Genomic DNA, 12,769 nt, shown 5'->3' on the forward strand with positions numbered 1-12,769 from the left:
GCAAATAAATTTTCTTGATTATGGCAACACTTAGATTCGAAGCATTAAAAGAAACCTTAAATCGTAAATCTGTAATAGTTACGGAAACTGAAAGAAGGTCTGTATTGTTTGGTGAAAACGTTTTTAATCAGGCAACTATGCTTCAGTATCTAACCAAAGATGCTTACAATAGCGTCATGGATGCCATTGATAATGGTGCTAAAATTGATAGACAAATAGCAGATCAAATTGCATCAGCTATGAAGGAGTGGTCTTTATCTAAAGGTGTTACACATTACACACATTGGTTTCAGCCACTTACTGGTGCCACCGCAGAAAAACACGATGCATTTTTTGAAACTATTGGCGATGGTCATGGAATTGAAAAATTTGGAGGAGGTCAATTAGTGCAACAAGAACCTGATGCGTCTTCATTTCCGCATGGTGGTATTCGAAATACATTCGAAGCTAGAGGATATACTGCTTGGGACCCATCATCTCCAGCATTTATATATGGTACAACACTTTGTATTCCAACAGTTTTTGTCGCTTACACCGGAGAAGCTTTGGATTATAAAACACCATTGTTAAGAGCTTTGCACGCTGTGGATCAGGCTGCAACTGGGATTGCTAAATATTTTGATAAAAACGTAAAAAAAGTGAATGCCTCTCTAGGATGGGAGCAAGAGTATTTTTTAATTGATAAAGCTTTAGTAGAATCAAGACCAGATCTTGTAATGACAGGAAGAACCTTGTTAGGACATTCCTCTGCAAAAGGGCAACAATTAGATGATCATTATTTTGGTAGTATTCCAACCAGAGCACTGAATTTTATGAAGGACCTAGAAGTGGAATGTATGCTTCTTGGAATTCCGGTAAAAACAAGACATAACGAAGTAGCTCCAAATCAATTTGAATTGGCTCCGATTTATGAAGAAACAAATCTTGCTGTGGATCATAATTCATTGTTGATGGATATCATGGAAAAAGTAGCTGCTAGACATCATCTAAAAGTATTATTGCATGAAAAACCATTTGCAGGAGTAAATGGATCCGGAAAACATAACAATTGGTCTTTGGGTACGGATACTGGAGTCAATTTGTTAAGTCCTGGAAAAACACCGATGAGTAATTTACAGTTTTTAACGTTTTTTATAAACACAATCAAGGCAATCAATGAGTATGAGGAGCTAATGAGGGCGGGTATTGCTTCTGCAAGCAATGATCATAGATTGGGAGCCAATGAAGCACCACCTGCAATCATGTCTGTATTTATTGGTGAACAACTGACTTCTGTCCTTAAGGATCTAGAAGGAGTAACCGATGGAAAATTGTCACCAAAAGAGAAAACAGATTTAAAACTCAATGTAGTTGGTAAAATCCCAGAAATTTTACTCGATAATACCGACCGTAATAGAACATCTCCTTTCGCCTTTACAGGAAACAAATTTGAGTTCAGAGCTGTAGGTTCTAAAGCTAATTGTGCGAACCCTATGACAATCCTAAATACGATTGTAGCAAAACAATTGGTAGATTTTAAAAAGGAAGTAGATCTTTTAATTGATAAAAAAAGCCTTAAAAAAGACGAAGCAATTTTTAATGTATTAAGAGAGTATATCAAAACATCCAAGGATATTCTTTTTGAAGGAAATGGTTACGGAAAAGATTGGGAGAAAGAAGCTAAAAAAAGAGGGCTAAGTAATAATAAAACTACACCACAAGCATTAAAGGTAAAGATTTCTAAAAAAACACTTGATCTTTTCGAAAAGATGAGTGTGATGAATAAAATAGAAGCCGAGGCTAGATATGAAATCGAAATAGAAGAGTATGTAATGCGTATACAAATCGAAGGCAGAGTTTTGGGTGATATTGCCCGAAATCATATTATTCCAACAGCGATTAAGTATCAAAATATGCTAATCAATAACGTTTCTGGTCTAAAGAATTTATATGGAAATGATTTCAAGAAATACGGAAAAGAACAAATGGATATTATCGAAAAGATTTCTGAGCATATAGGTGCTATTAATATGAAGGTAAATGAAATGATTGATGAAAGACGTAAAGCAAATGCTTTAGAAAATCTCGAGAAAAAGGCAATTGGATATTGTGAAAAAGTAAAGCCTTTATTTGATCAAATTCGATATAACTGTGATGAATTGGAGTTATTAGTAGATGATGAGTTATGGCCTTTAACAAAGTATAGAGAGCTTTTGTTTATCAGATAGGTAAGAATTTACTGACCAAGATGCTTTTTTGTTTTATTTTTAACAAAAAATTAATATCTGTTAAAACCTTGAAAAAATCGCATAAAACTCTGTTTGTTATGGGTTTTCCGTAATGCATTTTGTCGAATTCTTACTAATATTATAAAAATCCCCTTAATGTTTTCATAAATTTGTTTTGTTCCTAAAAAACAAAAGGATTCCCCTGTTAGGAATATCTCCCCAGATTTTTCATTGAAAACCCGATTTCAGATAGTGTTAAGGATTGTCTGAGATTGAATCATGCGCCCCAAAATAAAGAATTGAATTATTAATCAAATTTAATATATTTTACGTATGAAAAAAGTAATTTTTAGTCTAGCAGCTTTATTAAGCGCGTCAGTGATGGTGGCACAGTCAAACGCCAGTAGTGTTGATCAATCAGGTGATGCCAATGCAGCAAATATTACGCAAGTTGGTTTAGCAAACACTAACACAACTACTCAATTGGGATCAGGTAACAGCGCAGAAGCCATTCAGGGTAGTGAAGCATTTGCTTCTAGAAACGGAGTTGTAACTCAGATGCAAACAGGTGATAAGAATACTGCATTTGCACAGCACGAAGAAGACAGAAACGAGGTGTATCAGGTTCAGATTGGAAACGGTAACTCTGCTTCTGCTACTCAAAATCTTTTAAACTTTGGAGGAGATAACCTTTCTGAGCAACTTCAAGAAGGAAATGGTAATACAGCTACTATTTCTCAAGAAGGAGCAGGATTCTTTGGTGATGGATCTTTAAACTACGCTGGTCAAGGGCAATTTGGAGATGCAAATACTGCTACAACTTCTCAAGGTGGAGAAGAAAACTTTAGTTTAATCATTCAGTCTGGTTCTTTTAACACAGCTTCTATGGCGCAAGTAGGAGATGTAAACTTAGCAGACCAAAGACAAACAGGTGAGGCTAATTTAGCTGCTGGTGAGCAGTGGGGAACAAGCAATACTTTAATCCAGTCACAAACTGGTGGAGGTAATATCGCAACTTCTCTTCAAGGAAGTAGCTTCTTTGACTCTAGAGGAGGTATCGTAGATCAATTACAAGAAGGTGATGAGAACGAAGCTTTTGCTCAACACGAAGAAGATAACAACTTTATTATCCAAACTCAAATTGGTGATGGAAACTCTGTTTCTGCTTCTCAAAACTTAGCTTTCTTTGGTGGTGAAAATACAGCAAGCCAATTCCAATTAGGAAATGGAAACGTTGCTACAGCTACTCAAGAAGGAGATTTCGGTCTTTTCGGAGAAAGTAACTTGGTATTACAAGGACAAATTGGAGACGAGAACACAGCTATCTCTTCTCAAAACGGAGCTAGTAATGTTAGTGATATCTTTCAGTTAGGAGATTCTAACTTTGCACAAGATACTCAGTTTGGACAAAGCAACACTACTTTTGTAACTCAAACTGGAGAGTCTCACAGTAGCATTATTCTTCAAAGTGGAACTGGAAACGCAGCTGTTGTAACTCAGTCTGGTTCTGGAGAACTATAAGAAATAATTTAATATATTTGAAAGGGTTATGCTAGCTAAGGTTAGCATAGCTCTTTTACTACTTTTAAAACCCTTTACTGATGAAAAAATATTTCGCATATTGTTTAGTGATAGTATCCTTATTTTTGGGTGAGAATATCTATGCTCAGAATAACGACGATCAGGATGAGTCATTGGTAGAGAGCCAGGAACGATTCATTACGTTAAATCAATTACAAAATAACTCAGTTGTGCAAGCTCAAAGAGAAAGCTTTATGAATAATAACTCTGTTTTTATTCAGCAAGTGGGGACAAACAATCAGGTTTTTTCAACCATAACAGCGCAAACTTCTGATATTCGATTAAATCAGAACGGAGAACAAAACTTGATTGATATTAATGAAACTTCTAAGGATATCGAAAAGTTTATTACTCAAAACGGTAATAATAATCGTGTTATTGATTTTTCCTTTAATCCAGAAGTTTCTACCAATTTAGAAATTCTTCAAGATGGAGATAATCTTTCGTTTGAAAAGTTTGGTAGTAACGAATTATCAAATAATCTAAAATTTAAGATGACTGGAAATGCTCGTACGATTATCGTAAGAAGTTTTTAAGGTACTAAAAAGCGGTTTGTTTTATGTGTTTTAAACTAGCTGTAATATTTCTGTTTATATTTCAATTTGCTAGTAGTCAGTTTACCAATACTGATGTTATTGCTAAACTAAAGACAGAAAGAATTGATGATATTATTTCCGTAAATGCGGAGGCAACCAACGCCACCGAGGTATACAAAAGTTTAAAATATACGTTTTCAATTTTTAGAACCGATACCACAAAAACTGTTTCCAAAAGTAATCAAGAAGAAAGATTTACACTAGAAGCTAATGAACAAAAAAGTCTTACTAATGCTACAATTGGTGTAGATGAGAAAGATAAAATTGTGATGCTTTTATTAGTCTATGAAGAAGATAAGATTGTAGGCAAAGCTCGAATTGCCTTTAATGAAAAAGATCAAAAAAAAGAAAAAGAAGAAGAAGAGTATGTTGAGGATGATGGTATTGTTTTAAAAGGTATTGTTATCGAAGAAACCAAAACAAAACCTGGAAAGGATTTTTATGATTTCTTTTATACTTCCTATACCTTAAATAGAATTAACGGTTCTAAGATAGTCGGCGTTTATGAAAAACTTAGTTTTGGTAGAAGCACCATCATTCAAGTAAAAATAGAAGATAAAGTCATTCATGAATTTTTAGGTAAACCAGATATCGAATATTTGGAGCAAATGTCAAAGGTTTCGATTCGAAGAGTTTATAAATATTTCAAGGATTTAAAGAAACAGAAAAGAGATATTTTTCAGTATTAATAATTACTTATAAAAATGAAGTCAATAATAGTCACTATAATACTTGTCTTTTGCTCGTATCAATACAGTATGGGTCAAGACTTGATTTATAGACCCAAGAATCCAGCTTTTGGAGGTGATACTTTTAATTATCAATGGTTGTTGAGTTCTGCAGAAGCTCAAAATACATTTACAGATGAAAGTGATTCTGATGGAGATAATAGATCAGAATTGGAGAGATTTACCGAAAGTTTAAACAATCAGTTACTTAGTCAGATATCCAGAACTTTATTTAATGAGCAGTTTGGGCAAGAAGGTCTTACCGAAGGTACTTTTAGTTTTGGAACACTGTTTATAGAGATTTTCCCATCGGGAGAAGGGTTGGTAATTAATATTTTAGACACTAGCACAGGAGATCAATCCCAAGTAATAATTCCTAATTAAATTTTAATGTATCACAAGTTTTATCAAGTAATTCTAGTAATTACTTGTGTCATATTGTTATCCGGATGTGGAACATATTTTAACCAGCCCATCACGGTAGAACAAGCAAGAATAGGGGAAGACACAAAATTCACTCAAACACTCAGAGATTTACCAGTACCAAAAGAACCTGTGGTTGTAGGAGTCTATAAGTTCAGGGATCAAACTGGACAGTATAAGCCTACTGAAGCAGGAAGTACTTTTAGTACTGCAGTTACTCAAGGGGCAACAACAATATTAGTGAAGGCATTGGAAGATTCTAAATGGTTTGTGCCTATCGAACGAGAGAATCTAAGTAACCTACTGAATGAACGTAATATTATTCGTTCTACAAGAAAAGAATACCGAAAAAATAAAAACACGAATGAGCCACAATTGCCTCCACTTTTATATGCAGGTATTATTTTAGAAGGAGGGATTGTTTCTTATGATTCTAATATTATTACTGGCGGATTAGGAGCAAGATATTTTGGGGTTGGTGGATCTACTCAATACAGACAAGATCGTATTACTATTTATTTAAGAGCTGTTTCTACATCTAATGGAAAAATCCTAAAAACGGTATATGTTTCTAAAACAATTTTATCACAGGCGTTGGATGCTAGTTTCTTTAGATATGTGAAGTTTAGTAGGTTGTTAGAAGCGGAAACAGGATTTACTAAGAATGAACCAGGACAAATAGCAGTTTCTGAAGCGATAGAGAAAGCTGTAGAATCTTTGATCATTGAAGGTATTGAAGATAGATTGTGGAGTCCTGCAGCGGATCAGCAAGAGGTAAATGAACTTTTAGCAGACTACAATGCGGAAAAAAATGAAGCACAAAATACAGGACTTTATGAGCGTTATTTTAAGGAAAGACGTGGAAAAAAATCACTTTTTGTAAATGGAGGATTGGCATTAATTAGCGGTGATTATAATAATGCGGATTTATCATATTCTGCCAGAGTAGGAGGTAAATGGTATTTTAATCCATACATAAACGCTAATGCCAGTTTAAGTAAATTTCAATTGAGAAATGAAGAAGCATTCTCAGAAGGCTTTAATGCGATCGATATCAATGCTGAGTTAACACTCTTGCCTTTTGAAAAACTTACACCTTTCTTCTTCGGAGGTTTAGGAACTGTAAATTCGGATGATTTTGATCGAACATTTTTTAAATTTCAATATGGTGGTGGAATAGAATATTTAGTTACTGATCAAATAGGAGTAGCTTTTAATGCTACTCATAATCTTGTTTTAGGAGATAAATTAGATAATGTATCACAAGGTAAAAGAGATGATCAGTATTTTAATTTCTCTTTAGGACTCAATTGGTATTTTAAAAGTCCGTTAAAAATGGATAAAGAGTTACGTAAACAAAAACGTAGAGAAGAAAAAGAACTTAGGAAGTTAAAAAAAAGAAACAGACAAGTAATTGAAAATGGGGAGGTTCCTAAAGGATAATGCCTAAAACTCTTATGGAAATGAAAAGATATTTTATAAAATTAGTATTGGTTTTTACTGCGGTATTAGTGAATTCCTGTAGCGAAGATACTATCGATTTAGAAGGTTTAGGATCAGTACGTGGACGAGTAGTGGCTGTGGGTACCAATGAACCGTTAGAAAATGTGAAAATTTCAACAAATCCATCTTCTAGTACAGTTTTTACAGATGAGAATGGAGAATATTTAATAGAGAATATTCCTTCTGGAGATTATTCGTTAGCAGCTCAGCGCGATGGACTTTTGGCTCAATTCGAGGCGATATCTATCATTGCAGATCGAGAATTGGAGATCGTTTTTGAAATGGATATAGAAACTGCAGGGAATAGACCGCCTGATGCAGCTGTTCTAGATACTCCAGCAGACAATGCTGTAGATCAACCAGTAGAAGTTACATTGGTCTGGACTGGTGCAGATCCAGATGAAGATTCACTTACATATACAGTAACTTTGAGAAATGATGAAAATACAGATGTCGAGATATTCGAAAATATTACGGATACAACTTATGTGCTTACCGATCTTCAGTATAACGTAAAATACTTTTGGCAAGTAAGTAGTAGTGATGGAATTAATGATCCTGTAAATAGTAATACTTTTGCTTTTGAAACAGCAAGTCCTCCTAATAATCGAATTATTTATACTAGATCCGTTGGAGATAATAGTGTTATTTATTCTGCAAATGAGCAAGGGGATACAGAAATTCAATTAACTTCTGAAACTAACAATAGTTTTAGGCCAAGACGTCATGTTGCTACAGGGAAAATAGCATTCTTGCAGTCAGTAGGATCAGATACACATTTATTTGTTATGAATGAGGATGGAACTCAGGTTTCCCAGGTAACCTCTCAGGTGTCAGTTGCGGGATTTGATTTAGGCGAGATTGATTTTTCATGGTCCGATAATGGTGCAAGGTTATTATTTCCTAATCAAGATAAATTATATAGTATTGATGTTGATGGTAGTGGATTAACTCTTGTGTACCAGACATCTGATGGGGATCTAATTGCAGAGGTGGATAAAAATGATAATAATGGAGTGATTGCTTTAAAAACTAATAATCTAGATGGTTATGAGGTGGAGATATTTACAATTAATGCAGCTGGAACGGTTCTAGAAACTATTTTAACTGGAGTTTCTGGAGCTGCTGGTAGTATTAATCTTTCTGTTGATGGTACAAAATTATTATATAATCAAGATATTTCAGGTTTTGAGAGTAGTGATTACAGACAACTAGATTCTCATTTGTTTATCTATGATTTTGGCGACAGTTCACGTTTAGATATTTCTATTCAGAAACCGTCGGGGACTAATGATTTAGACGCACGATTTTCTCCAAACGAAGCTGCGGTGATTTTTGTGAATACATCTAATGATGGGATATCACAAAGAAATATTCAAACCATGACAATTCTGGAAATTGCTAATAGAGCAGATCTTATACTTAACGCTTCTATGGCAGATTGGGAATAATCTTAATATCTTACAGAAAATACGAGAATTGCGATTTACTTCTAATAAATCCCAATTCTTAGTGCCAAAATCGAAATTAATTCGATTATCTTTGCCCTTTACTAGTGGTATAATATAATAATAATGAGTCAAGAAGTAAGTAAACGCTACGCTCAGCGAGGTGTTTCGGCATCTAAAGAAGATGTTCATAGTGCAATAAAGAATATCGATAAAGGTCTTTTTCCACAAGCATTTTGTAAAATCGTTCCTGATTATCTTACAGCAGATGAGGACTATTGTTTAATAATGCATGCAGATGGAGCTGGTACAAAATCTTCTCTTGCTTATATGTACTGGAAAGAAACAGGAGATGTCTCAGTTTGGAAGGGGATAGCACAAGATGCGTTAATAATGAATATAGACGATTTATTATGTGTAGGGGCTACAGATAATATCATGTTGTCTTCTACCATTGGTAGAAATAAAAACTTAATTCCTGGAGAAGTAATTTCTGCAATTATTAATGGAACAGAAGAGTTGTTAGAGGAACTTAAAAGCTTTGGAGTTACAATTCATTCTACCGGTGGAGAAACTGCTGATGTGGGTGATTTGGTGAGAACAATTATCGTAGATTCCACAGTAACCGCAAGGATGAAACGTAAAGATGTTATTGATAATGCGAATATTAAGGCTGGTGATGTGATTGTAGGCCTTGCATCTTTTGGTCAGGCTACGTATGAAAAAGAATATAATGGAGGAATGGGTAGTAATGGGCTTACTTCAGCAAGACACGATGTGTTTCATAAGGTGTTAGCAGAGAAATATCCAGAAAGCTTTGATGCTGCAGTTCCTTCTGAACTTGTGTATTCAGGAAAAACAAAGCTTACGGATGCAGTAGAAAATGCTCCCATAGACGCAGGTAAACTTGTATTGTCTCCTACTAGAACTTATGCACCAATTATTAAAAAGATATTATCTAAATTTGATAGTGATACGATTCATGGAATGGTACATTGCAGTGGAGGAGCGCAAACTAAGATTTTACATTTTGTAGAAAACCTTCATATTATCAAAGATAATTTATTTGATGTGCCACCTTTGTTTCAGTTAATACAAGAAAATTCTGGAACTGATTGGAAAGAGATGTATCAAGTGTTCAATATGGGGCATCGAATGGAGTTGTATGTTTCTCCTGAAATTGCAGATGAAATTATTAGTATTTCTAAAAGTTTTGATGTGGATGCTAAGGTTGTAGGTCGAGTAGAAGAAGCTGCATCCAAAAAACTTACTATATATAGTGAGTTTGGTGAGTTTATGTATAGCTAAATAAGCCCTTTTGTTTTGTGAGCATATTTTTCCTTTAGCAATTGTAGTTTTGGGTGTATATAACGTTTGCAAAATGGTTTTTCAGGATTATTATTATAATAGTTAAGAAGTTCTTCTCTTGATGACTGAAATGATTGAAATTTTAGGATTTGAGTAATTAACTTATTATCAAAATCGGGATTTAGTTTTGAGATAATAGCAGCTATAACTTCTTTTTCATGATCATTAAAATAATAAATTGCACTTCTGTATTTTTTTCTGAAACTATGATTAGAAGTACTTTTATGTGTATGTAAATGGATTTCTATTAAATCATGTAACTCAATTGTTTGAGGGTCATAGGTTACGACAACTGCTTCAGAAAAATAATTATTTTGATCAGTGCTGGCAATATAGCCTTGTTCTACTTTTATGATTCCATGTAAGGACTGAAAAACAGCTTCTGTACACCAATGACATCCACCTCCAAAACCAATTTTTACATAACTCATAATTGTAAAAATCGTAATTAAATCCTTTATTAGTACTTCTAAATTAATTAAATAGTTATGGGGAATCCAATAATTAATATAAAGAAAGACGCTACAGATATTGTATTTGAAGTATGTGCATTTATAGGTTTGGGAGTTTTGTTATTACTTCCGATTATCTATAATGCTGATCTTCCAGATCAAATTCCAACACATTTTAATGCAAAAGGCGAACCAGATAATTACAGTTCTAAAACCTCAATTTGGGTGCTACCAGTAATTGGGTTGTTGATGGTAGTAGGTCTTTATATTCTTAATAAGTTTCCTCATAAGTTTAATTACCCTTCGAAAATATCAGAAGATTCCGCTCCTAGGTATTATAGAATAACCACTAGATTAATAAGGGTAATTAATTTAATCATTGCATGGTCTTTTGCTTATATTTTATATGGTTCTATACAGGTTGCGATTGGGGCTTATGATGGTTTAGGAAATTGGTTTTTGCCAGTATTTATTGGTGCTTTACTTGGTGTGATGATATATTTTATTTTGAAATCCAGGAAAATTGCTAGTTGATTTTCGAGAGCTCGAAACATTTGTTCAAGCTCTCGAGAATGTAAACTTTGATCTGTAAGGTGTTATCCGAGTTCTTTGTTAAATTGAATTGTTTCTGATTCGTTGTCCTCTTCTTTTGTTTCTATGAGTTCAATTGTGTTATCATCATTGAATTTACCTTCTTTTTTCTGATAGAAGATGGGTACAGGAATCATTGCGACCATAATAATAAATAATACTAAGACAATTCGTCTTATTGCTTTTTTAAATCTTTTCATTTTTAAAATAGTGTAAACCACTAGCAGGTACGATAGTGGAATTAATGATATTTGAAATAAAGGATTAGGTCTTTTGGAAGACCTATATTTTAAACAAAAAGACTTTCTTCTTCAGAAGAATAAGTAGGGATGTGGAATAATAAATGATACTTAATTTCCGATGAAATTATCGTATCAAGTTTTTTATACATGATCGAAGCAATAGTTTCGTGGTGCTTCGAAATTGAACTTAGTGTGGAGGTAGTAATAAAATAGGAAGATTCATTAAACGCATTCTCAAAAGAAATTACTTTAACTAAGCTTTGCTGATCAGAAACAACAAGTTCAACACTTTCTTGAAAAGAAATAGGTGATGTATAATTAGAATATCCTCCAATGCCCAAAAAGAGCAGAAGCGTCATAAACCAACTAAAAATCAGCTTTTTGTTGTATGTATTATTGTTTCCAGTCATATGAGTTGTAAAGATACATTTTTTTGAGTTACAAGATTGTTGTTTAGATTCAGAAAATGCGTATGACCTTTGCTCAAAAAAATGTACTTTTGTAAATTCCACGGACAGGACAGATAGAATTATGATTGATAAATTAAATATTGTTAAGCAGCGATTTGATGAGGTGAATGATTTGATCATTCAGCCTGATATTATTGCAGATCAAAAAAGATATATAAAGCTTAATAAAGAATATAAAGATCTCAAGGCTTTAATGGATGAAAGAGATCGGTATATTGAGTTAACAGATAATAAGAAAGAGGCTGAAGAAATTATTTCTGATGGGAGTGATCCAGAAATGGTAGAAATGGCTAAAATGCAGTTAGATGAGGCTAAAGAGGAGTTACCTGCTTTAGAAGAGAAAATTCGTTTTATGCTTGTTCCTAAGGATCCTGAAGATGCTAAAAATTGTGTGGTCGAAATTAGAGCGGGAACAGGTGGTGATGAGGCGAGTATTTTCGCGGGAGACTTATTTAGAATGTATACTAAGTATTGCGAAGGAAAAGGATGGAGTACTAGCGTAGTGGATCTTAGCGAAGGAACTAGTGGTGGATACAAGGAGATTATTTTCGAAGTGAATGGAGAAGATGCATACGGAACCATGAAATTTGAAGCAGGAGTGCATCGTGTACAAAGAGTTCCACAAACGGAAACCCAGGGTCGAGTGCATACCAGTGCAGCTACTGTAATGGTATTGCCAGAAGCTGAAGAGTTTGATGTGGAATTGGATATGACAGAAGTAAGAATCGAACGAACCACTTCTACGGGACCAGGGGGACAGTCAGTGAATACCACATATTCTGCTATTAAGTTACATCATGAGCCTACAGGGATGATCGTAAGTTGTCAGGATCAGAAATCATCCCACAAGAATTTAGAAAAAGCACTAAAAGTACTTAGATCGAGATTATATGAATTAGAACTTGCCAAAAAGCAAGCTGCAGATTCTGAAAAGCGTAAAAGTATGGTTTCTTCTGGAGATCGTTCTGCTAAAATTAGAACTTATAATTATCCGCAAGGTCGTGTTACAGACCATCGTATCGGGTTAACTTTATATGATTTAAGTAATATCATAAATGGAGATATTCAGAAAATTATTGATGAACTTCAGCTAGTAGAAAATACAGAGAAATTAAAAGAATCCAACGAAGTTTTTTAGTCTTAATATGATTATAAGACAA

13 protein-coding genes are annotated in these 12,769 nt (G+C 34.0%); 10 read left to right on the plus strand and 3 right to left on the minus strand.

The features are described 5' to 3' along the window. Nucleotides 1-20: 20 nt before the first annotated feature. The 8 genes from ACWNT5_RS07965 to ACWNT5_RS08000 all read left to right on the plus strand — a co-directional run bounded on the left by ACWNT5_RS07965 (nucleotide 21) and on the right by ACWNT5_RS08000 (nucleotide 9,794). Nucleotides 21-2,207 (plus strand): glutamine synthetase III family protein, encoded by a 2,187-nt coding sequence (locus ACWNT5_RS07965; RefSeq protein ID WP_299608166.1) that lies wholly within the window; start codon nucleotides 21-23, stop codon nucleotides 2,205-2,207. A gap of 333 nt (nucleotides 2,208-2,540) precedes the next feature. Beyond that, a complete protein-coding gene (locus tag ACWNT5_RS07970) occupies nucleotides 2,541-3,728 on the plus strand; it encodes a hypothetical protein (protein ID WP_299608164.1) in 1,188 nt (395 codons plus the stop codon). A gap of 80 nt (nucleotides 3,729-3,808) precedes the next feature. Continuing rightward, entirely contained in the window at nucleotides 3,809-4,324 is a 516-nt protein-coding gene (locus ACWNT5_RS07975; protein WP_456517048.1) for a hypothetical protein, read from the plus strand. 23 nt (nucleotides 4,325-4,347) lie between these two features. After that, a complete protein-coding gene (locus ACWNT5_RS07980) occupies nucleotides 4,348-5,073 on the plus strand; it encodes a CsgE family curli-type amyloid fiber assembly protein (protein WP_456517049.1) in 726 nt (241 codons plus the stop codon). A 15-nt stretch (nucleotides 5,074-5,088) separates the two neighbouring features. Further along, nucleotides 5,089-5,496 (plus strand): curli production assembly/transport component CsgF, encoded by a 408-nt coding sequence (locus ACWNT5_RS07985; RefSeq protein ID WP_299608156.1) that lies wholly within the window; start codon nucleotides 5,089-5,091, stop codon nucleotides 5,494-5,496. Between the two features lie 6 nt (nucleotides 5,497-5,502). Further along, nucleotides 5,503-6,978, plus strand: coding sequence for a CsgG/HfaB family protein (locus tag ACWNT5_RS07990; protein ID WP_299900764.1), 1,476 nt, complete (start codon nucleotides 5,503-5,505; stop codon nucleotides 6,976-6,978). A 20-nt stretch (nucleotides 6,979-6,998) separates the two neighbouring features. After that, on the plus strand, nucleotides 6,999-8,489 hold the full coding sequence (locus tag ACWNT5_RS07995) for a carboxypeptidase regulatory-like domain-containing protein (protein WP_456517050.1): 1,491 nt from the start codon (nucleotides 6,999-7,001) through the stop codon (nucleotides 8,487-8,489). 123 nt (nucleotides 8,490-8,612) lie between these two features. After that, nucleotides 8,613-9,794 (plus strand): AIR synthase related protein, encoded by a 1,182-nt coding sequence (locus ACWNT5_RS08000; RefSeq protein ID WP_456517051.1) that lies wholly within the window; start codon nucleotides 8,613-8,615, stop codon nucleotides 9,792-9,794. Here the strand turns inward: ACWNT5_RS08000 and ACWNT5_RS08005 are convergent. Beyond that, nucleotides 9,791-10,285, minus strand: a complete 495-nt coding sequence (locus tag ACWNT5_RS08005) for a peptide-methionine (S)-S-oxide reductase (RefSeq protein WP_456517052.1) — start codon at nucleotides 10,283-10,285, stop codon at nucleotides 9,791-9,793. The two genes, ACWNT5_RS08000 and ACWNT5_RS08005, sit on opposite strands and share 4 nt — an antisense overlap. A gap of 57 nt (nucleotides 10,286-10,342) precedes the next feature. Here ACWNT5_RS08005 and ACWNT5_RS08010 point away from each other — a divergent pair, with 57 nt between their 5' ends. Next, complete coding sequence (locus tag ACWNT5_RS08010) at nucleotides 10,343-10,840, plus strand: DUF1648 domain-containing protein (RefSeq protein ID WP_456517053.1); 498 nt, start codon at nucleotides 10,343-10,345, stop codon at nucleotides 10,838-10,840. Between the two features lie 62 nt (nucleotides 10,841-10,902). Here the strand turns inward: ACWNT5_RS08010 and ACWNT5_RS08015 are convergent, their stop codons facing one another. After that, the gene (locus ACWNT5_RS08015; RefSeq protein ID WP_299608140.1) at nucleotides 10,903-11,097 is read right to left on the minus strand and encodes a hypothetical protein; all 195 of its coding nucleotides are present in this window, start codon (nucleotides 11,095-11,097) and stop codon (nucleotides 10,903-10,905) included. Nucleotides 11,098-11,186: 89 nt separating this feature from the next. Continuing rightward, nucleotides 11,187-11,549: a hypothetical protein gene (locus ACWNT5_RS08020; protein ID WP_456517054.1), complete on the minus strand. Its 363-nt coding sequence runs from the start codon at nucleotides 11,547-11,549 to the stop codon at nucleotides 11,187-11,189. A 121-nt stretch (nucleotides 11,550-11,670) separates the two neighbouring features. On the opposite strand from ACWNT5_RS08020, the gene prfA reads away from it, so the two are divergent. Then, nucleotides 11,671-12,747, plus strand: a complete 1,077-nt coding sequence (prfA, locus tag ACWNT5_RS08025; RefSeq protein ID WP_299608135.1) for a peptide chain release factor 1 — start codon at nucleotides 11,671-11,673, stop codon at nucleotides 12,745-12,747. Nucleotides 12,748-12,769: the final 22 nt, after the last annotated feature.

Source organism: Aquimarina sp. 433 (assembly GCF_054054605.1).